Annotated in this window: 21 protein-coding genes; 13 read left to right on the forward strand and 8 right to left on the reverse strand. The window is 50.2% G+C overall.

From position 1 onward, the window contains the following. The first annotated feature begins 144 nt into the window (after positions 1 to 144). Positions 145 to 2,820 (forward strand): aconitate hydratase AcnA, encoded by a 2,676-nt coding sequence (gene acnA, locus HUZ68_RS10365; RefSeq protein ID WP_021534107.1) that lies wholly within the window; start codon positions 145 to 147, stop codon positions 2,818 to 2,820. A gap of 63 nt (positions 2,821 to 2,883) precedes the next feature. Here acnA and ribA read toward each other — a convergent pair whose 3' ends face one another. Next, positions 2,884 to 3,474 carry a GTP cyclohydrolase II gene (gene ribA / locus HUZ68_RS10370; protein ID WP_001176295.1) on the reverse strand — a complete coding sequence of 197 codons (591 nt, stop codon included), beginning with the start codon at positions 3,472 to 3,474 and terminating at the stop codon, positions 2,884 to 2,886. A gap of 169 nt (positions 3,475 to 3,643) precedes the next feature. Here ribA and pgpB point away from each other — a divergent pair, with 169 nt between their 5' ends. The 5 genes from pgpB (at position 3,644) to yciH (ending at position 7,297) form a co-directional block, all read left to right on the forward strand. Next, positions 3,644 to 4,408, forward strand: a complete 765-nt coding sequence (gene pgpB / locus HUZ68_RS10375; RefSeq protein ID WP_001256538.1) for a phosphatidylglycerophosphatase B — start codon at positions 3,644 to 3,646, stop codon at positions 4,406 to 4,408. A gap of 148 nt (positions 4,409 to 4,556) precedes the next feature. After that, the gene (gene lapA / locus HUZ68_RS10380) at positions 4,557 to 4,865 is read left to right on the forward strand and encodes a lipopolysaccharide assembly protein LapA (protein WP_001612902.1); all 309 of its coding nucleotides are present in this window, start codon (positions 4,557 to 4,559) and stop codon (positions 4,863 to 4,865) included. A 6-nt stretch (positions 4,866 to 4,871) separates the two neighbouring features. Next, positions 4,872 to 6,041 carry a lipopolysaccharide assembly protein LapB gene (lapB, locus tag HUZ68_RS10385; RefSeq protein WP_000891353.1) on the forward strand — a complete coding sequence of 390 codons (1,170 nt, stop codon included), beginning with the start codon at positions 4,872 to 4,874 and terminating at the stop codon, positions 6,039 to 6,041. Between the two features lie 192 nt (positions 6,042 to 6,233). After that, complete coding sequence (gene pyrF, locus HUZ68_RS10390; protein ID WP_000176264.1) at positions 6,234 to 6,971, forward strand: orotidine-5'-phosphate decarboxylase; 738 nt, start codon at positions 6,234 to 6,236, stop codon at positions 6,969 to 6,971. Further along, a complete protein-coding gene (yciH, locus tag HUZ68_RS10395) occupies positions 6,971 to 7,297 on the forward strand; it encodes a stress response translation initiation inhibitor YciH (protein ID WP_001362354.1) in 327 nt (108 codons plus the stop codon). The genes pyrF and yciH overlap by 1 nt, the downstream gene beginning before the upstream one ends. A 125-nt stretch (positions 7,298 to 7,422) precedes the next feature. Here the strand turns inward: yciH and osmB are convergent, their stop codons facing one another. The 3 genes from osmB to HUZ68_RS10410 form a co-directional block, all read right to left on the reverse strand. Then, on the reverse strand, positions 7,423 to 7,641 hold the full coding sequence (osmB, locus tag HUZ68_RS10400; protein WP_000498253.1) for an osmotically-inducible lipoprotein OsmB: 219 nt from the start codon (positions 7,639 to 7,641) through the stop codon (positions 7,423 to 7,425). Between the two features lie 268 nt (positions 7,642 to 7,909). Then, positions 7,910 to 8,659, reverse strand: coding sequence for a DNA-binding transcriptional regulator YciT (gene yciT / locus HUZ68_RS10405; protein WP_001088621.1), 750 nt, complete (start codon positions 8,657 to 8,659; stop codon positions 7,910 to 7,912). Between the two features lie 88 nt (positions 8,660 to 8,747). Beyond that, positions 8,748 to 8,921, reverse strand: coding sequence for a YciZ family protein (locus HUZ68_RS10410; protein ID WP_001288368.1), 174 nt, complete (start codon positions 8,919 to 8,921; stop codon positions 8,748 to 8,750). 37 nt (positions 8,922 to 8,958) lie between these two features. Between HUZ68_RS10410 and ymiD the strand changes: the two genes are divergently transcribed. Further along, entirely contained in the window at positions 8,959 to 9,087 is a 129-nt protein-coding gene (gene ymiD / locus HUZ68_RS10415) for a protein YmiD (protein ID WP_023148853.1), read from the forward strand. Here the strand turns inward: ymiD and pdeR are convergent. After that, a complete protein-coding gene (pdeR, locus tag HUZ68_RS10420) occupies positions 9,069 to 11,054 on the reverse strand; it encodes a cyclic di-GMP phosphodiesterase (protein ID WP_000859974.1) in 1,986 nt (661 codons plus the stop codon). The genes ymiD and pdeR overlap by 19 nt on opposite strands. Positions 11,055 to 11,107: 53 nt before the next feature. Here pdeR and HUZ68_RS10425 point away from each other — a divergent pair, with 53 nt between their 5' ends. Then, positions 11,108 to 11,212 carry a hypothetical protein gene (locus tag HUZ68_RS10425; protein ID WP_000221855.1) on the forward strand — a complete coding sequence of 35 codons (105 nt, stop codon included), beginning with the start codon at positions 11,108 to 11,110 and terminating at the stop codon, positions 11,210 to 11,212. Positions 11,213 to 11,289: 77 nt separating this feature from the next. Here the strand turns inward: HUZ68_RS10425 and HUZ68_RS10430 are convergent, their stop codons facing one another. The 3 genes from HUZ68_RS10430 to fabI form a co-directional block, all read right to left on the reverse strand. Next, entirely contained in the window at positions 11,290 to 13,224 is a 1,935-nt protein-coding gene (locus tag HUZ68_RS10430) for an exoribonuclease II (RefSeq protein ID WP_033815773.1), read from the reverse strand. 67 nt (positions 13,225 to 13,291) lie between these two features. Further along, positions 13,292 to 14,419 (reverse strand): carboxymuconolactone decarboxylase family protein, encoded by a 1,128-nt coding sequence (locus tag HUZ68_RS10435; RefSeq protein WP_001362353.1) that lies wholly within the window; start codon positions 14,417 to 14,419, stop codon positions 13,292 to 13,294. A 143-nt stretch (positions 14,420 to 14,562) separates the two neighbouring features. After that, positions 14,563 to 15,351, reverse strand: a complete 789-nt coding sequence (fabI, locus tag HUZ68_RS10440) for an enoyl-ACP reductase FabI (RefSeq protein ID WP_000506494.1) — start codon at positions 15,349 to 15,351, stop codon at positions 14,563 to 14,565. 477 nt (positions 15,352 to 15,828) lie between these two features. Here fabI and HUZ68_RS10445 point away from each other — a divergent pair, with 477 nt between their 5' ends. From HUZ68_RS10445 to HUZ68_RS10465, 5 genes are all read left to right on the forward strand, one after another. Continuing rightward, positions 15,829 to 16,395: a TetR/AcrR family transcriptional regulator gene (locus HUZ68_RS10445; RefSeq protein ID WP_000202113.1), complete on the forward strand. Its 567-nt coding sequence runs from the start codon at positions 15,829 to 15,831 to the stop codon at positions 16,393 to 16,395. Positions 16,396 to 16,543: 148 nt separating this feature from the next. Beyond that, positions 16,544 to 17,665: an efflux RND transporter periplasmic adaptor subunit gene (locus tag HUZ68_RS10450; RefSeq protein WP_000873810.1), complete on the forward strand. Its 1,122-nt coding sequence runs from the start codon at positions 16,544 to 16,546 to the stop codon at positions 17,663 to 17,665. Then, positions 17,665 to 20,772 carry an efflux RND transporter permease subunit gene (locus tag HUZ68_RS10455; RefSeq protein WP_000492810.1) on the forward strand — a complete coding sequence of 1,036 codons (3,108 nt, stop codon included), beginning with the start codon at positions 17,665 to 17,667 and terminating at the stop codon, positions 20,770 to 20,772. Before HUZ68_RS10450 ends, HUZ68_RS10455 begins: the two co-directional genes overlap by 1 nt. Before the next feature lie 3 nt (positions 20,773 to 20,775). Then, entirely contained in the window at positions 20,776 to 22,149 is a 1,374-nt protein-coding gene (locus tag HUZ68_RS10460; RefSeq protein ID WP_000946211.1) for an efflux transporter outer membrane subunit, read from the forward strand. Between the two features lie 8 nt (positions 22,150 to 22,157). Continuing rightward, on the forward strand, positions 22,158 to 23,321 hold the full coding sequence (locus tag HUZ68_RS10465; protein WP_112924873.1) for a multidrug effflux MFS transporter: 1,164 nt from the start codon (positions 22,158 to 22,160) through the stop codon (positions 23,319 to 23,321). Positions 23,322 to 23,335 lie beyond the last annotated feature (14 nt).

A 23,335-nucleotide genomic window follows, 5' to 3' on the forward strand; every position in this document is an offset into this window, starting at 1 on the left:
GGGGTTGTCATTTGCTTTGCCACAAGGTTTCTCCTCTTTTATCAATTTGGGTTGTTATCAAATCGTTACGCGATGTTTGTGTTATCTTTAATATTCACCCTGAAGAGAATCAGGGCTTCGCAACCCTGTCATTAAGGAGGAGCTATGTCGTCAACCCTACGAGAAGCCAGTAAGGACACGTTGCAGGCCAAAGATAAAACTTACCACTACTACAGCCTGCCGCTTGCTGCTAAATCACTGGGCGATATCACCCGTCTACCCAAGTCACTCAAAGTTTTGCTCGAAAACCTGCTGCGCTGGCAGGATGGTAACTCGGTTACCGAAGAGGATATCCACGCGCTGGCAGGATGGCTGAAAAATGCCCATGCTGACCGTGAAATTGCCTACCGCCCGGCAAGGGTGCTGATGCAGGATTTTACCGGCGTACCTGCCGTTGTTGATCTGGCGGCAATGCGCGAAGCGGTTAAACGCCTCGGCGGCGATACTGCAAAGGTTAACCCGCTCTCACCGGTCGACCTGGTCATTGACCACTCGGTGACCGTCGATCGTTTTGGTGATGATGAGGCATTTGAAGAAAACGTACGCCTGGAAATGGAGCGCAACCACGAACGTTATGTGTTCCTGAAATGGGGAAAGCAAGCGTTCAGTCGGTTTAGCGTCGTGCCGCCAGGCACAGGCATTTGCCATCAGGTTAACCTCGAATATCTCGGCAAAGCAGTGTGGAGTGAATTGCAGGACGGTGAATGGATTGCTTATCCGGATACACTCGTTGGTACTGACTCGCACACCACTATGATCAACGGCCTTGGCGTGCTGGGGTGGGGCGTGGGTGGGATCGAAGCAGAAGCCGCAATGTTAGGCCAGCCGGTTTCCATGCTTATCCCGGACGTAGTGGGCTTTAAACTTACCGGTAAATTACGTGAAGGTATTACCGCCACAGACCTGGTTCTCACTGTTACCCAAATGCTGCGCAAACATGGCGTGGTGGGGAAATTCGTCGAATTTTATGGTGATGGTCTGGATTCACTACCGCTGGCGGATCGCGCCACCATTGCCAATATGTCGCCAGAATATGGTGCCACCTGTGGCTTCTTCCCAATCGATGCTGTAACCCTCGATTACATGCGTTTAAGCGGGCGCAGCGAAGATCAGGTTGAGTTGGTCGAAAAATATGCCAAAGCGCAGGGCATGTGGCGTAACCCGGGCGATGAACCGATTTTTACCAGTACGTTAGAACTGGATATGAATGACGTTGAAGCGAGCCTGGCAGGGCCAAAACGCCCACAGGATCGCGTTGCACTGCCCGATGTACCAAAAGCATTTGCCGCCAGTAACGAACTGGAAGTGAATGCCACGCATAAAGATCGCCAGCCGGTCGATTATGTTATGAACGGACATCAGTATCAGTTACCTGATGGCGCTGTGGTCATTGCTGCGATAACCTCGTGCACCAACACCTCTAACCCAAGTGTGCTGATGGCTGCAGGCTTGCTGGCGAAAAAAGCCGTAATTCTTGGCCTCAAGCGGCAACCGTGGGTCAAAGCGTCGCTGGCACCAGGCTCGAAAGTTGTTTCTGATTATCTGGCAAAAGCGAAATTGACACCGTATCTCGACGAACTGGGGTTTAACCTTGTGGGATACGGTTGTACCACCTGTATTGGTAACTCTGGGCCGCTGCCCGATCCTATCGAAACGGCAATCAAAAAAGGCGATTTAACCGTCGGTGCAGTGCTGTCCGGCAACCGTAACTTTGAAGGCCGTATCCATCCGCTGGTTAAAACCAACTGGCTGGCCTCGCCGCCGCTGGTGGTTGCCTATGCGCTGGCGGGAAATATGAATATCAACCTGGCTTCTGAGCCTATCGGCCATGATCGTAAAGGCGATCCGGTATATCTGAAAGATATCTGGCCATCGGCACAAGAAATTGCCCGTGCGGTAGAACAAGTCTCCACAGAAATGTTCCGCAAAGAGTACGCAGAAGTTTTTGAAGGCACAGCAGAGTGGAAGGAAATTAACGTCACACGATCCGATACCTACGGTTGGCAGGAGGACTCAACCTATATTCGCTTATCGCCTTTCTTTGATGAAATGCAGGCAACACCAGCACCAGTGGAAGATATTCACGGTGCGCGGATCCTCGCAATGCTGGGGGATTCAGTCACCACTGACCATATCTCTCCGGCGGGCAGTATTAAGCCCGACAGCCCAGCGGGTCGATATCTACAAGGTCGGGGTGTTGAGCGAAAAGACTTTAACTCCTACGGTTCGCGGCGTGGTAACCATGAAGTGATGATGCGCGGCACCTTCGCCAATATTCGCATCCGTAATGAAATGGTGCCTGGCGTTGAAGGGGGGATGACGCGGCATTTACCTGACAGCGACGTAGTCTCTATTTATGATGCTGCGATGCGCTATAAGCAGGAACAAACGCCGCTGGCGGTGATTGCCGGGAAAGAGTATGGATCAGGCTCAAGCCGTGACTGGGCGGCAAAAGGTCCTCGTCTGCTTGGAATTCGTGTGGTGATTGCCGAATCGTTTGAACGAATTCACCGTTCGAATTTAATTGGCATGGGCATCCTGCCGCTGGAATTTCCGCAAGGCGTAACGCGTAAAACGTTAGGACTAACCGGGGAAGAGAAGATTGATATTGGCGATCTGCAAAATCTACAACCCGGTGCGACGGTTCCGGTGACGCTTACGCGCGCGGATGGTAGCCAGGAGGTCGTACCCTGCCGTTGTCGTATCGACACCGCGACGGAGTTGACCTACTACCAGAACGACGGCATTTTGCATTATGTCATTCGTAATATGTTGAAGTAACAAGTATTTGCTTGCCGGTTATTTTGCTTCCGGCAAGCAAACTAATTACACAATGCAAGAGGGTTATTTGTTCAGCAAATGGCCCATTTTCTCGGCTTTGGTATCGAGATAATGTTCGTTATTGGGGTTACGACCTACAATCAATGGTACGCGTTCAACAATATTAATCCCCGCTTCGGTCAGAATTTCGACTTTTTTCGGGTTATTGGTTAACAAGCGGACTTCATTGACGCCAAGGAGTTTGAACATATCAGCGCAAAGAGTGAAGTCGCGCTCATCAGCGGCGAAGCCTAACTGGTGGTTAGCCTCTACGGTATCGTAACCTTGATCCTGCAGTGCGTAAGCGCGGATTTTATTCAGCAGACCAATGTTACGACCTTCCTGACGGTGATACAGCAAAATACCACGGCCTTCCTCGGCAATTTGCGTCAATGCCGCTTCGAGCTGGAAGCCACAATCGCAGCGCAAGCTGAACAGGGCGTCACCGGTCAGACATTCGGAATGGACGCGCGCAAGTACCGGGGTATGCCCGGAAATATCGCCATAGACTAGCGCGACATGATCGTGTCCGGTTGCCAGTTCTTCAAATCCCACCATCAGGAAATCGCCCCATGGGGTTGGCAGTTTGGCTTCTGCCACACGTTTAAGCTGCATGAAATTCTCCAGATAATGCTGGTTCTGTATTGGCTTATTTTGCCATAACGAGAAGGGGTTCACCTAATCACGACGCGTCGATCGTTCACGGAATGGCACAAATCTGTCAATTTTTCCTGGAACTGGCGTTTTCAGTTATGATTGTGGGACTTATCAAAAAGGAGAGGCCATGCGTTCGATTGCCCGACGTACCGCAGTGGGAGCTGCACTATTGCTTGTCATGCCAGTAGCCGTATGGATTTCTGGCTGGCGTTGGCAACCTGGAGAACAAAGTTGGCTACTAAAAGCGGCTTTTTGGGTTACTGAAACTGTCACCCAGCCCTGGGGCGTCATTACACATTTGATTTTATTCGGCTGGTTTCTCTGGTGTCTGCGTTTTCGCATTAAGGCTGCCTTTGTATTATTTGCCATTCTGGCGGCCGCAATCCTTGTGGGACAAGGCGTTAAATCCTGGATCAAAGACAAAGTCCAGGAACCACGACCTTTTGTTATCTGGCTGGAAAAAACACATCATATTCCGGTTGATGAGTTCTACACTTTAAAGCGAGCAGAACGCGGAAATTTAGTGAAAGAACAGTTGGCTGAAGAGAAAAATATCCCACAATATTTGCGTTCACACTGGCAGAAAGAGACGGGGTTTGCCTTTCCTTCCGGTCACACGATGTTTGCTGCCAGTTGGGCACTGCTAGCCGTTGGTTTGCTGTGGCCGCGTCGGCGAACGTTAACCATTGCTATCTTGCTGGTCTGGGCAACGGGAGTCATGGGAAGCCGCCTGCTGCTCGGGATGCATTGGCCACGCGATCTGGTAGTAGCTACGTTGATTTCGTGGGCGCTGGTGGCGGTGGCAACGTGGCTTGCGCAACGAATTTGTGGGCCATTAACACCACCTGCGGAAGAAAATCGCGAAATAGCGCAACGAGAACAAGAAAGTTAACGCTGGTTGATTTTCCGAATTTAGCCCTTAAATCATCAACAATGCGCGTGGATGCCATTTCGCAGACGGCGCGAAAATGGTACTTTAAAGGGCTATTGCGGTAAGTTGACCATAATTTATTCGCTCTAACCACATAACGGGAAGTAATGTGAAATATTTACTCATTTTCTTACTGGTGTTAGCGATCTTCGTGATTTCGGTCACGTTGGGTGCGCAGAACGATCAACAGGTGACGTTTAATTATCTGTTAGCGCAAGGGGAGTACCGTATTTCCACATTGCTGGCGGTATTGTTTGCTGCGGGGTTTGCTATCGGTTGGTTGATTTGTGGCCTGTTCTGGCTGCGAGTTCGTGTTTCCCTGGCGCGCGCTGAACGTAAAATAAAGCGACTGGAAAACCAGCTTTCACCCGCGACTGACGTGGCTGTAGCGCCGCACTCGTCAGTGGCGAAGGAATAACTTTCTATGCTGGAGTTGTTGTTTCTGCTTTTGCCTGTAGCCGCTGCCTATGGCTGGTATATGGGCCGCAGAAGTGCGCAACAAAACAAGCAAGATGAAGCCAACCGCTTGTCGCGTGATTACGTAGCGGGGGTTAACTTCCTGCTTAGTAATCAACAGGATAAAGCGGTAGACCTGTTTCTCGATATGCTTAAAGAGGATACAGGCACCGTTGAAGCCCACCTTACGCTCGGAAACCTGTTCCGTTCGCGTGGCGAAGTTGATCGCGCTATTCGCATCCATCAGACCCTAATGGAAAGCGCCTCGCTGACCTATGAACAGCGTCTGTTGGCGATTCAACAACTGGGGCGTGATTACATGGCCGCTGGGTTATACGACCGCGCGGAAGACATGTTCAATCAGCTGACCGATGAAACTGACTTCCGCATTGGCGCGCTGCAACAGTTGCTACAAATCTACCAGGCTACCAGCGAGTGGCAGAAAGCAATTGATGTTGCCGAACGCCTGGTGAAGCTGGGTAAAGATAAACAGCGCGTCGAAATTGCCCATTTCTACTGTGAGTTAGCCCTGCAGCATATGGCCAGCGACGATCTCGATCGTGCCATGACCTTGCTAAAAAAAGGGGCGGCGGCAGATAAAAACAGCGCCCGCGTATCCATCATGATGGGACGCGTGTTTATGGCGAAAGGAGAATACGCCAAAGCCGTCGAAAGTTTGCAACGCGTGATATCCCAGGACAGAGAACTGGTCAGCGAAACGCTGGAAATGTTGCAAACCTGCTATCAGCAGTTGGGTAAAACTGCCGAATGGGCAGAATTCCTGCAGCGCGCGGTGGAAGAGAACACCGGCGCCGATGCTGAATTGATGCTTGCGGATATCATCGAAGCGCGCGACGGTAGTGAGGCTGCACAGGTCTATATTACGCGCCAGCTTCAGCGTCATCCGACCATGCGTGTGTTCCATAAGTTAATGGATTACCACTTAAATGAAGCGGAAGAAGGGCGTGCCAAAGAGAGCCTGATGGTGCTGCGTGACATGGTTGGCGAGAAGGTACGTAGTAAGCCTCGTTATCGCTGCCAGAAATGTGGTTTTACCGCATACACCCTCTACTGGCATTGTCCGTCTTGTCGTGCCTGGTCAACTATTAAACCGATTCGCGGTCTTGATGGCCTGTAATTTTTTAAAAAAACCGACTTTAGTTACAACATACTAGTTATTGATGTCCCATTGTGCTCCGGCAACGACGGCGCAGAAAAAGCCTGCCAGGGGAGAAATCGCAACTGTTAATTTTTTATTTCCACGGGTAGAATGCTCGCCGTTTACCTGTTTCGCGCCACTTCCGGTGCCCATCATCAAGAAGGTCTGGTCATGACGTTAACTGCTTCATCTTCTTCCCGCGCTGTTACGAATTCTCCTGTGGTTGTTGCCCTTGATTATCATAATCGTGATGCCGCGCTGGCCTTTGTCGACAAGATCGACCCACGCGATTGTCGTCTGAAGGTCGGCAAAGAGATGTTTACATTGTTTGGGCCACAGTTTGTGCGCGAACTTCAACAGCGTGGTTTTGATATCTTTCTTGACCTGAAATTCCACGATATCCCCAACACTGCAGCGCACGCTGTCGCTGCTGCAGCTGACTTAGGCGTGTGGATGGTGAATGTTCATGCCTTTGGTGGGGCGCGTATGATGACCGCAGCGCGTGAGGCACTGGTTCCGTATGGCAAAGATGCACCGCTTTTGATTGCTGTGACAGTGTTGACCAGCATGGAAGCCAGCGACCTGGCCGATCTTGGCGTGACACTGTCACCTGCAGATTATGCAGAACGTCTGGCGGCACTGACGCAAAAATGTGGCCTTGATGGTGTGGTGTGTTCTGCTCAGGAAGCTGTGCGCTTTAAACAGGTATTCGGTCAGGAGTTCAAACTGGTTACACCGGGCATTCGTCCGCAGGGGAGTGAAGCAGGTGACCAGCGCCGCATTATGACGCCAGAACAGGCGTTGGCGGCTGGTGTTGATTATATGGTGATTGGTCGCCCGGTAACGCAATCGGTAGATCCAGCGCAGACGCTGAAAGCGATCAACGCCTCTTTACAGCGGAGTGCATGATGAGTGATTCCAACAGCCGTCTGGTCTACTCAACAGAAACCGGGCGTATTGATGAGCCCAAAGCGGCCCCAGTACGCCCTAAAGGCGATGGTGTGGTGCGTATTCAGCGTCAGACCAGTGGACGTAAAGGTAAGGGCGTTTGCCTGATTACCGGTATCGATCTCGATGATGCCGAACTGACAAAACTTGCAGCGGAACTGAAGAAAAAATGCGGCTGCGGCGGAGCAGTTAAAGATGGAGTTATTGAAATCCAGGGCGATAAGCGCGATCTATTAAAATCACTGCTTGAAGCGAAAGGGATGAAGGTAAAACTCGCAGGCGGTTAACATAAAAAGCCACGGATATATCCGTGGCTTTCGAATATTTTACTGTGTGTATTATTCAGTTATTTCGTACTGAACAGAATCAAGCGTATTATAATTGCGAGTCGATAATCGACATTTATTTACGATTATTTACCGACCTGGTGACCAATAACACCACCGACAGCTGCGCCACCTAATGTACCCAACGTACTGCCATCGGTCAGTACTGCACCGCCTAATGCCCCTGCACCCGCGCCGATTGCGGTGTTGCGGTCCCGTTTAGACCAGTTAGAACAGGCACTCAGAGACATTGCCAGGGTAATTGCCAGAACAGCCGCGGTCATTTTTTTGCTCGTTACAAACATAATACTCTCTCCTGAATTTATGATTCACGGAAGTAAGCTCTCTATAACTATAATAGCTAAGAATAAGCTGGGTGAAATTATTCCGTGAAATCCGCTCGCGCGCAGGGTTATATCACGCAGGTGATAATGACTTCCTGTTATATCGCTGATAATAATTTTATATCTTAAGAGTGTTAATAACAGGTAAATAGTCTTAATTATCAACCAGGAATCATCTTAGAGCGGATGATTTGCCAAACTGCAAATCATCCGTAGAGAAGGGAAATGGTTAAATGTCAACGACGTGAACGGTGAGTTTACTGTGCTCAAGATGCATCAGATCGCTGGCGCGTATTTTCGAATCGGTAATCACGCGATTGAATCGCTCAACGGGACCGATGGAGTATGAATGTACAGCACCAAATTTCGAGCTGTCAGTCAGGACTATCGCTTCGCACTCTTTTTCCAGCACGGCATTCACCACATCGGTACGCATCATATCGCGACCGGTGAATCCAGTTTCAGGTTGCCAGCCATCAATACCAATAAATGCTTTGCTGAAATGTACCTGTTGGATGCACTGGCGTGTCAACGGGCCAACCATACTTTCGCTTTTTTTCTGGTACACGCCACCGAGCAAAATAACTTCACAAGGCGCGTCTTTCAGCAAATGCGCGATGTAGCTGCTGACCGTGATGATAGTGACATTTTTCTTCTGCTCCCCCAGAGTCCGGGCGAGCAGGGCATTGCTGCTGCCATTTTCGATAAAGATGGTTTCGCCCGGTTGAACCAGTGACGCGGCAAACTCGGCGAGTTCACGCTTCAGCGTATAGTTGCTCATCATACGGGTTTCGACGTCATCACTATCAAGCGAAACTGCAAAGCCATGTGCACGGCGGAGGTAACTCAGTTTTTCGAGGGTGTTGAGATCCTGGCGAATGGTAACTTCAGAAACTCCAGTGGCTTTTGCCAGATCGGTTACGCTAACCTGACCCTGGTCAATGACCATCTGTAGAATAGTTTGTTGTCGGGAATTCATCGCTGTAATTCTTATAACGTTATAATACTTAATAAAAAATACTGACGCGCCGGGCATCCTCAAATAGGAAAACCTGAAGGCACGATTGTTAAATCTCCCACGGTGCCTTCGGGATGTCTGGCGTAGATTCAGCAACCTGGCGCAAGAGTTCTGCTTTAAGAATCTCGAGATTATGGATCGCAGAGTGGTAATCGCCTGCCACAAGGATATCTAACACAATATCAATACGTTCGGCAACGCGCTGGGCATCAAATTCAGACATCAAGGACATCCTTATAGCAAAAGGGGGAAAATGAATAATGCAAAAATTGCCGCTAAAAGAGAAGTGTTTAACAGCAACGGCTAATTATCATCCGGGAATACGATATATAATGACGGAATATAGCGCTAAGTATATATATTCATCTACTTATGCGCGCTTCAGATAGCGTTTATACCAGCGTTCGAAGGCGACGGCGGGCATCGGTTTGGCAAACAAAAATCCTTGCCGCTCATTGATCCCATTCTTGGTTAAAAAAGCATCTTCCTTTGCACTCTCTACACCTTCGGCGATCACCTGAAGATTCAATGCCTGGGCCACAGCGACGATTGCCCGAACCAGTGACTGCGAGACAGGTTGTTTGTGAATATCTCGAACAAAAACCTGGTCAAGTTTGATGGCATCGATCGGAAAGCGCGCCAGTTGCGAAAGTGAAGAGTAGCCGGTACCAAAATCATCCAGATGCACTTGCGCACCTAGTTGGCTAAATTGTTGAATAACAGACAGTGCCAGTTCATCATTCTCAATCAGACAACTCTCTGTCAATTCAACATCAATAGGGCAGTATTCAAAATTGAGTTCCTGGAGAACCTGTTTCAGGGCGGTGAAAATGGTTTGATCGGCGAGCTGACGTGCAGAAATGTTTACCGCCACTCGCAGGTTAATGCCTTTATCCCGCCACTTCGCCACCTGGCGTACGACATCGAGAATCACCCAACGGCCTAAAGGCACAATTAGCCCTGACTCTTCTGCGTAGGAAATGAAGTCCAACGGTGGAATCAACCCACGTTCAGGTGACTGCCAACGTACTAGTGCTTCCAGACTGCGCACTTCGCCACGCCAGGTGATTTTCGGTTGATAGTGAATAACCAACTGATCGTTTTCCAGTGCTTTACGCAAGTTGGTATCCAGCCAGAGATATTCAAATACCCGTTGATTCATTTCTGGGGTAAAAACGCAAAATTGTCCTCGTCCGCCTTCCTTTGCTGTGTACATTGCTGTGTCGGCGTGACGAATAATAGCCGCGCTGTCCGAACCATGTTCGGGAGAGAGTGCAATACCTACTGAACAGCTGGTATAAACTTCAATTAAACCAATGCGAAAGGGGAGCCGTAAGCGGGTCAAAATTCGTGATGCCATTGCTTCCAGCGCGCTTTGTGAGGTGTTGGATGCCAGTACCAGAAACTCATCGCCACCTGGACGCGCCAACACCTGGTCATGTTCGAGACAGCTTAAAATAGCCAATGACACGTCGCGTAATAACTGGTCACCAAACAAATGCCCATAGGCGTCGTTGACCTTTTTAAAATTATCCAAATCAAGATACACGACCCCAACTTTATTGTTATCTGCCTGATTAATAGCGTGATCGATTAACTCCTGCATTGCGTTACGATTCGGCAGTCCGGTGATACTGTCGGTATTTGCCAGAATACGCAGTCGCTCCTGAGCGCGGCGCTCTTCGGTAATGTCGGTGCCGGAACAGATTAAAAAAATCTCGTTTTTGCCACTGCCGCTGTGGACAAATTTATTGCGAAACAGAAACAGCCGCTGGCCTTTACGTGTTGGTATCCACAGTTCGACTTCATATGCATTGCCGCTTCGAAAAAATACACGGTTATTGCGCCTGGATGCCGCAGCTTCACGACGGCTCATAAACAGTTTAAACACGCTTTGGCCAATGACGTCGTGTTCGTTCAACCCTGTGTAATCTTCACATAACCGATTGAAGCGTTGGATATTCCCCCGGCTGTCGAGAATCACTATTGCGGAATGTGCTTCAGAAACTACCTGCTCAGCAAAGGAAAGTCCGTGTGATAAATCACGAGCAACTGCTGGTGTGTCATGCCATGCAGACGCGTTGCCAGCCCATTCCCGTTTATTGATTTTTCGTCCTACCAGATGCACAGAAAGATCGCTCTCATCGACGGTCAGACTCATCATCAGGCTGGAGGTGATGACCGTCATTTCCCTGATGCGAGCAGCCTGTTCGGCAGATAACTGCAACGTACGTTCAGGTTCTGTGGTTTCGGTGGTAGAAAAGCGCAAAACATCGCTGCTTTCCGTCAACCGCCAGTATGGATTGTGCGATCCGAGAAAGTTGTACAACGTTGTGGACTCCCTAACGGTTTTCATGATGCATATCCTCCGGTTAACTGCGGAGTCCGCGGTTAAATAAAAGGAACAACATGACTTACATGAAATTAACGGCGGCTAAACGCATTGTTTTTTTTATATATTTATTTGTAATCCAGTTTTGGAAAAACGCCAGTTTTCAAACGAAAGTCAGTTAAAAAATCTGCCTGGATATAACGAAGGTAGAGCGGGGAAATAAACGGCCCATCCATGAGGAATGGGCCGTGAAAGGAGATTACGCGACCGGGCGCGCAATAATGCTGCGGGTTTCCATGCGGACTTCGGCAATGGTGACGTCAATAACGTCAGTTACTTTGTAAACCGTTTCACCTTTAATTTGTACAGTGCCGTTTTCCTGGCTGCAAACCAGTTCATCGCGCACAGCGTGTAAGAAAGGTGCCGGAATAAAGGCGATAGCGCCGTTATCAACCAAACGAACACGCATGCCGCCACGGCTGATATCGACAATTTCCGCCGAGAAACGGGTGTCGGTCCCGGCTTTGTCTTTCAGGAAGCGTGCGTATAACCAGTCACCAACATCACGTTCTGCCATCCGGTTGAGACGGCGACGCTCGGCCATTTGCACAGTGATTTCATCCTGTGGACGCGTCGCAGTTTCGCCTTTGATAACCGCTTTCAGCAGACGGTGGTTGATCATGTCGCCATATTTACGGATCGGCGAAGTCCAGGTGGCGTATGCTTCCAGACCGAGGCCAAAGTGAGGACCGGGTTCAGTGCTAATTTCAGCAAATGACTGGAAGCGACGAATGCGGCTGTCGAGGAAACCAGTTGGTTGCGCATCCAGTTCACGACGCAGTTTGCAGAAACCGTCCAGCGTGAGCACTTCTTCGGCATCGACATGCAGACCGTGCGTTTTCAGCAACGCTGCCAGCGCGTCGGCATTCGCCGGATCAAAGCCCATATGCACGTTATAGATACCAAAACCGAGCTTATCGCGCAGTACGCGAGCCGCACAAATGTTAGCGGCAATCATCGCTTCTTCGACGATACGGTTGGCAATGCGACGAGGCTCGGCGACGATATCCAGCACTTCACCTTTTTCACCGAGAATAAAGCGGTAATCCGGGCGATCTTTAAACACCAGTGCGTGGTTATGACGCCACTCGCCGCGGCGTTGGCAAATTTGCGCTAGCAAACGGACTTGTTCGGCAATTGCTTCACTTTCAGGCTGCCAGTCACCGGTATTTTCCAGCCAGCCAGAAACCTGGTCATACACCAGCTTCGCTTTGGATTCGATGGTGGCGGCAAAGAATTCGATATTATCTTCAATGGTGCCATCAGCGGAGAGCGTCATGCGGCATGCCAGTACTGGGCGGACTTCATTGGCGCGCAGTGAGCAGAGATCGTCAGAAAGCTCGCGAGGCAGCATAGGGATGTTGAAGCCAGGCAGATAGTTGGTGAATGCGCGAATTTTCGCGGCTTTGTCCAGCTTGCTGCCTTCAGCAATCCACGCGGTTGGATCGGCAATCGCCACAATCAGCTGAAGTTTGTCATCCGGCAACGCCTTAGCGAAAAGGGCGTCATCCATATCTTCTGTGCTGGCACTGTCGATGGTGACAAAATCCAGCGCGGTCAGATCTTTACGAACCAGACCTTCATCGAGCATTTCGGTAGCGACGCCGTCTGGTGCTTCTTTTTCCAGATTATGGCGCGCAAGGGTAACCCACCACGGTACAAAGTGGTCGTCACCAAAAGTGATGTATTGTGTCAGTTCAGCATAGAAAGAACGATCGCCTTTCAGCGGATGACGGCGCATTTCGGCAACTGCCCAGTCGCCTTCTTTAAACTCGTGGTTCAGACCACGGGCTGCGCGGCAAGGAATGGCGTCTTTTAAGAGTGGATGATCAGGAACGATGGCCAGACGGTCATTTTTGCCCTGAACTTTACCCACGAAACGAGTCAGAAACGGTTCAACCAGTTCTTCTGGCTCTGCGGATTCACGTTCTTTTTCACTGTGGATCACCGCGATAATTCGGTCGCCATGCATGACTTTTTTCATCTGCGGCGGCGGAATGAAATAACTTTTTTGCGCGTCGACTTCCAGGAAGCCAAAACCTTTTTCTGTGGCTTTTACCACCCCTTCAGCGCGTGGCGTCTGGGAATGCAGTTGCTGTTTAAGCTGCGCTAGCAGCGGGTTGTCCTGAAACATAATTGTCTATTTTGGTGGCCATTAGAGCGGCTGACAGTTTTACGCGAATCTGTCTGACGCGGCAAGGTTAATATGTCTCACCCAACGCGATTTTTAAGCGATTTATCCAGCCACACAGCCCGCTCCATACCAGCAGATTAATAATCTGCGTTGATGATTTTTCGTGTTCGAGTAAAGGGCTGAACTGGGCGGCGCTAAAGCGATCGGGTGCTCGGGTCAGCCATTGTATCGCCTGAACGGTAGCGCGCTCAACAGAATGACGGTCAGCCCATTGGTTAATTTCATTTTCGCCCTTGCGCAGAAGGGTGCTGATTTTTTTATATTCATTTGATGAATCCATACAGGCGGCAAAACAAGCAGGACTGCCATTTATCCGCGCGCATAACAACGCCGCAAGCTGATTATCCGGCTGTGTATTAACCCGTGTGCTGTTTAACAACCTTTCGAGAAGGGAAAGTGAAATAGGGTGGAGAGAGAGTATTTCGGCCAGTTGGCAAAGTTCTGCAGTTGAACTTTTTGTGTGTTCTTCAGGTAGTTTTTCCACCTCATAGCTGCTTCGCCAGCGTAATGATTCATCAGCAAACAGTGACGCGTCGGCGTAGTTTTGTATCTCCAGCCCGGGTAACCAGCGTACCGGATGCCCGAGATAAGCCTGAAATGTCGCAATTGTCCGCGCCTGAAAGCCAATAAAACCAATGATTTGGTTAATGATCACACAGTCCCAGGCAGTAAGACCGACGTCATTCAGATGCTGGCGCGATCGGTTGTCGATAATAGAAGGCGAGCTAGCCAGTTGGCGGGCATATTGCGTGATTTGTGCCAACCGATGATTACTTTCCCTGGTGGAATCAGGCCCGGGGAGCGGCGTAAGTCGCGCCGAATAGTAGTTACATAACCGCTGGACGCCGCAAACCTGAGCAACCGTCAGGGCCGTCGACAAGCGTTCATAAGCGGTGAAGGTCTGTGAACGGGTCACGGTAAGCTGGTCAGGGAACAAATCCACTGCAAGAACACGCGCAGGGTCCAGCCATGAAAGGAAGGGGGCCAGCGTTTCTTTTTCAAGGATCACGTCGAGTAGAAAGGGATCGCTGACCTTTGCGGCTTCCGGGACCAGAGGCAGAACGTCATACTCCGTAGTACTGGATTGCGTTTCATGATACCAGTGGCTTTTGCCGGTGATGTGGCGTTGTTCCATGGGCGCTCCTTGGTCGTAAAGGAAATCGTTATCCTGACGCAAGGCGGGAAGGGGAGAAAGACGGATCGGCGATAACAAATATCAGAAAGGTATAACAGAGATAACGGGCGGCAGAACGCCGCCCATCTTTACCAACAGAACGATTATTTCAGTTCGAGTTCGTTCATTGCAGCAATGCTGAAACCGCCGTCAACGTGGACCACTTCACCGGAGATACCGGCAGAGAGATCGGAGCACAGGAATGCCGCAGAGTTACCCACATCTTCAATAGTAACGGTACGGCGAATCGGGGTAACGGCTTCGCAATGAGCCAGCATTTTGCGGAAGTCTTTGATACCGGAGGCCGCCAGAGTACGGATCGGACCAGCAGAGATGGCGTTAACACGCACACCTTCCGGACCCATCGCGTTCGCCATATAGCGCACGTTCGCTTCCAGAGACGCTTTTGCCAGACCCATAACGTTGTAGTTCGGGATAGCGCGCTCAGCGCCAAGGTAGGAAAGGGTCAGCAGGGCAGAACCCGGATTCAGCATGGAGCGGCAAGCTTTTGCCATTGCAACGAAGCTGTAGGAGCTGATGTCGTGGGCAATTTTGAAGCCTTCACGAGTAACGGCGTTAACATAGTCACCATCCAGCTGATCGCCAGGTGCAAAACCAATAGAGTGTACGAAACCGTCAAACTTCGGCCAAACTTTCCCCAGTTCAGCGAACATGGTGTCGATGCTGGCATCTTCGGCAACATCGCATTGCAGAACGATATTGGAACCCAATTGAGCGGCAAATTCTTCTACGCGGCCTTTCAGTTTGTCGTTCTGGTAGGTGAATGCCAGTTCAGCTCCTTCGCGGTGCATCGCCTGAGCGATACCGTAGGCGATGGACAGTTTGCTGGCAACACCGGTTACCAGAATGCGCTTACCGGAAAGAAAACCCATAGCTTTAATCCTTATTGTTGATGCTTGTTGTGCCTGAAAATCAGGCGATTCGTCGTTTTAGTAAACAGTACGAACAGATAAACGATTATTATAATCAACCTGGCTGTGGGTGGCTATAGTTGCGCTTTCTGTACCGGAGAGAAGCTGCGGTACAGAGCATTTTGCGTTATCTACTCTTGACGCCTGCAAGGGGTAGATTGGGGAAATATCTTATAGAATCTGACTATGAAACTATTCGTATTAGCTCCGATAAGTTTGATGATGAAAACAGAACTGGCGACAACAAGTAGCTGCCTTTCTGATGAATTGACCCCAACTTAATATTGTCAACTATCTTCACAGAATCTCCACAATCTCTTCATTATCAGAATATGCACCATGAATAAGATAAAAATACTTTCCATTACTTTGGAGAAACGTATAATCAGCAAAAATGAGAACGATCATTCTCACCAAGTGATAGGCCAGGAGACAGAAATGACCAGCAAGCTGGAGATACGCCACAAACAGCGTCAGGATGAAATCATTAACGCCGCCCGTCGGTGTTTTCGTCGCTGCGGGTTTCATGCCGCCAGTATGTCGCAAATTGCCAGCGAAGCTCAGCTTAGCGTGGGTCAGATATATCGTTACTTCGCCAACAAAGACGCCATTATTGAAGAGATGGTTCGCCGTATCATCGACTTTCGTATTGCCCAAATGGACATTGACGCGCGTACCGATCACTTCCCGGAAGTCCTTGCCTTGCGTAAATCCTTAAATGAGGACGACGACGCGCTGATGCTGGAAGTGGCTGCAGAAGCCACACGCAACCCGCGGGTTATGGCAATGCTTGAAGAAGCTGACGCCAGAATGTTCGCTAACGGTTGTGCACATATGAAAAGAATGCATCCCCATCTTAGCGACGAGCACATTCGTTGCTGCGTTGAAGTGTTTGCTACCATGATGGAAGGTACGGTTTATCGTCGTTTAACACCGCAAAAAAGCGATCCACAACATCTGCAGGAAATATATCAGGATATTGTTAGTATGTTGATAAATAAATAAGAACAGAATTAACCAATAGCGGGGGATATTAATCCCCCTTATTTCATTGCGAAATTCATTTCGCAATGCGGGTTCGTTATAACTGAATATCCCTGACATATCCTCATTAATTTTAATGAGGAGGGTATTTCTCACCCTGGAGAAAATAATGAAGTATATAGCAACATCTGTAGTGGCAATGCTGCTCTTATCTGGTTGTGATAATACGCAAAGTAACAATTCATCCCCGTCAGAAACAGAAGTCGGCGTTGTTACAGTCAAATCTCAACCGGTCTCGGTAGTCAGTGAATTAACCGGACGCACCAGTGCTGCGCTCAGTGCCGAAGTACGTCCGCAGGTTGGGGGAATTATCCAGAAACGCTTATTTAAGGAAGGTGATCTGGTCAAGGCTGGACAGCCGCTCTACCAGATTGATGCGGCCAGTTATCAGGCTGCATGGAATGAAGCTCGGGCAGCATTACAACAAGCACAGGCACTGGTAAAAGCCGATTGCCAGAAAGCGCAGCGTTATGCCCGACTGGTGAAAGAGAACGGTGTTTCACAACAGGATGCTGATGATGCTCAGTCTACCTGTGCACAAGATAAAGCCAGTGTAGAGGCGAAAAAAGCCGCACTAGAAACTGCGCGCATTAATCTTGACTGGACCACGGTAACCGCACCGATTTCAGGGCGCATTGGCATTTCGTCGGTAACCCCTGGCGCACTGGTGACCGCGTCGCAAGATACAGCGTTAACGACTATTCGTGGTCTGGATACAATGTATGTCGACCTCACTCGCTCCAGTGTCGATTTATTACGTCTGCGTAAACAGTCACTGGCGACCAACAGTGACACCATGAGCGTCTCACTTATTCTGGAAGATGGCACAACCTACAGCGAAAAAGGGCGTCTGGAACTCACCGAAGTCGCTGTAGATGAGTCTACCGGTTCGGTGACATTACGGGCGATTTTCCCCAATCCACAACAGCAGTTATTACCGGGAATGTTTGTTCGCGCTCGTGTCGATGAAGGCGTGATGGAAGACGCTATTCTCGCGCCGCAACAGGGCGTCACGCGCGATGCTAAAGGCAATGCAACTGCGCTGGTGGTGAATAAAGACAATAAAGTAGAGCAGCGAACGCTCGAAACGGGAGAAACATATGGTGATAAATGGCTGGTGCTAAACGGCCTGCACAACGGCGACCGACTGATTGTTGAAGGTTCTGCAAAAGTCACTTCAGGGCAGACGGTCAAGGCTGTTGAAGTTCAGGCTAATGGAGGCAACGCCTGATGTTTTCGCGCTTTTTTGTTCGCCGCCCGGTCTTTGCCTGGGTTATCGCCATTTTGATTATGTTGGCGGGGATTCTGGCTATTCGCACATTGCCCGTCGCGCAATATCCTGACGTTGCGCCACCGACCATTAAAATTTCAGCCACTTATACTGGTGCTTCTGCCGAAACGCTGGAGAACAGCGTGACTCAGGTTATCGAGCAACAACTCACTGGGCTTGATAATTTACTCTATTTCAGCTCAACCAGCAGCTCTGATGGTTCGGTCAGTATTAATGTGACCTTTGAACAAGGTACCGATCCAGATACTGCACAGGTTCAGGTGCAGAATAAAATTCAGCAGGCGGAGTCGCGCCTACCCAGCGAAGTGCAGCAAACGGGTGTTACGGTGGAGAAATCACAAAGCAACTTTTTGCTGATTGCTGCCGTGTATGACACCACTGACAAAGCCTCCAGTTCGGATATCGCCGACTGGTTGGTTAGTAACGTTCAGGACCCGCTGGCGCGTGTTGAAGGTGTGGGGAGTCTGCAAGTCTTTGGCGCGGAATACGCTATGCGCATCTGGCTTGACCCGGCCAAACTGGCGTCTTACTCGCTAATGCCTTCAGACGTGCAAAGTGCTATTGAAGCGCAAAACGTGCAGGTTACTGCCGGGAAAATAGGGGCATTGCCTTCACCGAATACTCAGCAACTGACCGCAACGGTACGTGCGCAGTCTCGCTTGCAGACGGTGGATCAGTTCAAAAATATTATCGTGAAAAGCCAGTCAGACGGCGCAGTTGTTCGTATAAAAGATGTGGCTCGCGTTGAGATGGGCAGTGAAGATTATACCGCTATCGGCAAACTTAACGGTCACCCGTCTGCCGGGGTTGCTGTAATGCTTTCGCCCGGTGCGAATGCGCTGAATACGGCGACGCTGGTCAAGGATAAGATTGCCGAATTCCAGCGGAACATGCCGCAGGGATACGACATTGCTTACCCGAAAGACAGCACTGAATTTATTAAAATCTCTGTAGAGGACGTAATTCAGACGCTGTTTGAAGCCATCGTATTGGTGGTTTGCGTGATGTATTTATTCCTGCAAAACCTGCGTGCCACACTGATTCCGGCGTTAGCTGTCCCCGTCGTTTTACTGGGCACATTCGGCGTTCTTGCGTTGTTTGGCTATTCGATTAATACCCTGACGTTGTTTGCAATGGTGCTGGCGATCGGCTTGCTGGTGGACGATGCCATTGTGGTAGTGGAGAACGTCGAACGCATTATGCGTGACGAAGGGTTGCCCGCGCGTGAAGCCACGGAAAAATCAATGGGCGAGATTTCTGGCGCACTGGTTGCCATTGCGCTGGTGTTGTCAGCCGTATTCCTGCCTATGGCCTTCTTTGGGGGATCTACGGGGGTAATTTATCGTCAGTTTTCGATAACCATTATCTCCGCAATGCTGCTTTCCGTGGTGGTGGCATTGACCTTGACTCCCGCCCTGTGCGGTTCCGTCCTCCAGCATGTTCCGCCACATAAAAAAGGCTTTTTCGGCGCATTTAACCGCTTTTACCGCCGTACTGAAGATAAATATCAGCGAGGCGTAATTTATGTCCTGCGCCGTGCTGCTCGAACGATGGGGCTTTATCTCGTACTGGGTGGTGGAATGGCCCTGATGATGTGGAAACTGCCGGGCAGTTTCTTACCCACTGAAGACCAGGGCGAAATCATGGTGCAGTACACGCTGCCGGCCGGGGCGACCGCTGCCCGTACAGCAGAAGTGAATCGCCAGATTGTTGACTGGTTCCTGATTAACGAGAAAGCAAATACCGATGTCATTTTTACCGTTGATGGTTTCAGTTTTAGCGGCAGCGGACAGAACACCGGGATGGCGTTTGTTTCGTTGAAAAACTGGTCTCAACGTAAAGGGGCAGAAAACACCGCCCAGGCTATCGCCCTACGGGCAACCAAAGAGCTGGGCACAATTCGTGATGCCACGGTATTTGCGATGACGCCGCCAGCCGTTGATGGGCTGGGGCAAAGCAATGGTTTTACGTTTGAATTGTTAGCTAACGGTGGAACCGATCGCGAAACACTACTGCAAATGCGTAATCAGTTGATAGAAAAAGCGAATCAAAGTCCGGAGTTACATTCTGTTCGTGCCAATGATTTGCCACAAATGCCGCAATTGCAGGTAGATATTGATAGTAATAAAGCGGTGTCATTAGGGTTGAGTTTGAATGATGTCACCGACACCCTGTCCAGTGCGTGGGGCGGTACTTATGTGAATGACTTTATTGACCGTGGTCGTGTGAAAAAAGTCTACATTCAGGGCGACAGTGAATTTCGTTCCGCGCCGTCAGACTTAGGTAAATGGTTTGTGCGCGGTAGTGATAACGCCATGACACCATTCTCTGCTTTTGCGACCACCCGCTGGCTGTATGGACCGGAAAGACTGGTGCGCTACAACGGTTCTGCAGCCTATGAAATTCAGGGGGAAAATGCGACTGGCTTTAGTTCCGGCGATGCAATGACAAAAATGGAGGAACTGGCAAACAGTCTTCCTGCGGGAACAACCTGGGCCTGGAGTGGTTTGTCATTGCAGGAGAAACTGGCCAGTGGTCAGGCATTGAGTCTGTATGCAGTTTCTATTCTGGTGGTTTTCCTCTGCCTTGCAGCACTGTACGAAAGCTGGTCAGTCCCGTTCTCGGTCATTCTGGTGATCCCTCTGGGGCTTCTTGGCGCGGCGCTGGCGGCCTGGATGCGTGATTTAAACAACGATGTTTACTTCCAGGTGGCGCTATTAACCACTATCGGCTTGTCGTCGAAAAACGCCATTCTGATTGTGGAATTTGCTGAAGCGGCGGTTGCAGAGGGCTATTCCTTGAGTCGTGCGGCATTACGCGCGGCGCAGACTCGTTTACGCCCAATCATCATGACCTCGCTGGCGTTTATTGCGGGGGTAATGCCGCTGGCGATAGCAACCGGCGCAGGGGCGAACAGCCGCATCGCCATTGGTACGGGCATTATTGGCGGTACGCTGACCGCTACGTTGCTGGCTATTTTCTTTGTTCCTCTGTTTTTTGTACTGGTGAAACGTTTGTTTGCCGGTAAACCGCGCCGTCAGGAGTAAGTTATGTTGCGTCGTTCTCTTATTTTTCTGGTGCTGTTGAGTGCGGGATGTGTCTCGCTCGATCCCCACTACAGCACGCCTGAATCCCCAATCCCGGCGACCTTGCCGGGAGCACAGGGCCAGGGAAAGGCAATCAGCCATGACTGGCAGCAGGTGATCCACGATCACCGATTGCAGCAGGTGGTGACTATTGCACTGAACAGTAACCGCGATGTGCAAAAAGCGATTGCTGATATTGACTCAGCACGGGCGCTCTATGGGCAAACTAATGCGTCGTTATTCCCGACGGTGAATGCGGCCTTAAGTTCAACCCGCAGTCGTTCGCTGGCGAATGGTACGGAAACCACTGCCGAGGCTGACGGCACGGTGTCCAGTTTTACGTTAGATCTGTTTGGTCGTAATCAGAGTTTATCTCGGGCGGCGCGAGAAACCTGGCTTGCCAGTGAATTTACAGCCCAGAACACCCGTTTAACGCTGATTGCTGAAATCAGCACCGCCTGGCTGACACTGGCGGCCGATAACAGCAACCTGGCCCTGGCAAAAGAAACGATGACCAGTGCAGAAAACTCATTGAAAATTATCCAGCGCCAGCAACAGGTTGGCACGGCGGCAGCGACAGATGTCAGTGAGGCGATGAGTGTTTATCAGCAAGCGCGCGCCAGCGTTGCCAGCTATCAGACACAAGTGATGCAGGATAAAAATGCGCTGAACTTACTGGCAGGTACAACGCTTGAGGAAAATTTGCTACCGGGAACACTGGAAAGCCTGCCGGAACAGATGATAAGTCTGGTTCCTGCGGGAGTGTCATCTGACGTTCTGCTGCGTCGCCCGGATATCCAGGAAGCGGAACATAATTTGAAGAGCGCCAATGCCGATATTGGCGCGGCGCGGGCTAACTTTTTCCCGACGATTTCGCTGACTGCCAGCGCTGGTGTTGGCAGTGACGCATTGTCGTCGTTGTTCAGCCACGGAATGCAGATCTGGTCATTTACGCCATCGGTCACATTACCGCTGTTCACTGGCGGAAGTAATCTGGCGCAGCTTCGTTACGCAGAAGCACAAAAGCGTGGACTCATTGCCACCTATGAAAAAACCGTTCAGAGCGCATTTAAAGATGTCGCTAACGCACTGGCGCGGCGGACCACGCTTGAAGAGCAACTGGATGCACAGCGCCAGTATGTTAAAGCTGAGCAACAAACGGTCGATGTTGGCTTGCGTCGCTATCAGACGGGTGTTGGTGATTACCTGACCGTGTTGACGGCGCAGCGCAGCTTGTGGAGCGCACAGCAGGAGCTGCTGGCACTGCAACTGACTGATTTTACAAACCGAATCACGCTCTGGCAGTCGCTGGGCGGCGGCATGTCATCACTCAAGTAAGGAATAATATGGCTAGAGTCTCTCTTTCATGGGCATTGATTCTTGGTCTTTTAGCCGGTATCGGCCCGATGTGTACCGATCTTTATTTGCCGGCTTTGCCGGAGATGTCTGAGCAACTGGCGGCAATCACGACCATAACGCAATTAACGCTGACTGCATCACTGATCGGTCTTGGCGTCGGACAACTGTTATTTGGCCCTCTGAGCGACAAAATAGGGCGTAAACGTCCGTTAATCTTGTCGTTGCTATTGTTTATTGTTTCTTCCATTTTGTGCGCGACAACGAACAATATTTACTGGCTGGTGGTCTGGCGTTTTATTCAAGGGATCGCGGGGGCGGGTGGTTCGGTGCTCTCTCGCTCTATTGCTCGTGACAAATATCAGGGAGTAACGTTGACCCAGTTTTTTGCGCTGTTAATGACGGTGAATGGCCTGGCACCGGTGTTGTCGCCAGTGCTGGGCGGGTACATTGTTAGCACTTTTGACTGGCGTACTTTATTCTGGGTAATGGCTGAAATTAGCACCGTATTGTTGCTGGGCTGCATGTTATTTATTAATGAGACCTTGCCAGAAAATAAAAGGGGCTCATCATTGCTATTAACCGGACGAAGCGTGGTGCAGAACCGCCGTTTTATGCGCTTTTGCCTGATTCAAAGTTTTATGCTGGCAGGCTTGTTTGCGTATATCGGCTCTTCGTCGTTCGTGTTGCAGAAGGAATTTGGCTTTAGTCCAATGCAATTTAGCCTGGTGTTTGGCCTTAACGGCATCGGACTTATCATTGCTTCATGGATCTTTTCGCGTCTGGCGCGACGGATTAATGCGATGACATTGTTGCGAGGTGGCCTGATAGCGGCAATTTTGTGTGCATTGCTCACGGTCTTATGCGCATGGACACAATTGCCCATTCCGGCACTGGTGGCATTATTTTTCACTATTGCATTTTGTAGCGGCATCGGCACTGTTGGCGGGGCAGAGGCTATGAGTGCAGTAGGGACGCAGGAATCTGGAACGGCGTCTGCGTTGATGGGGATGAGCATGTTTGTCTTCGGCGGTATAGCCGCGCCATTGTCGGGATTTGGCGGAGAAACACTGTTAAAAATGAGTCTGGCAATTACGGTGTGTTATACACTGGCATTCCTAGTTGCTCTCACCAGAATCGACAATCAAAAGTAATGAATACCTCATCC

Origin of the sequence: Shigella dysenteriae (genome assembly GCF_022354085.1) — a bacterium.
Classification (GTDB): domain Bacteria; phylum Pseudomonadota; class Gammaproteobacteria; order Enterobacterales; family Enterobacteriaceae; genus Escherichia; species Escherichia coli.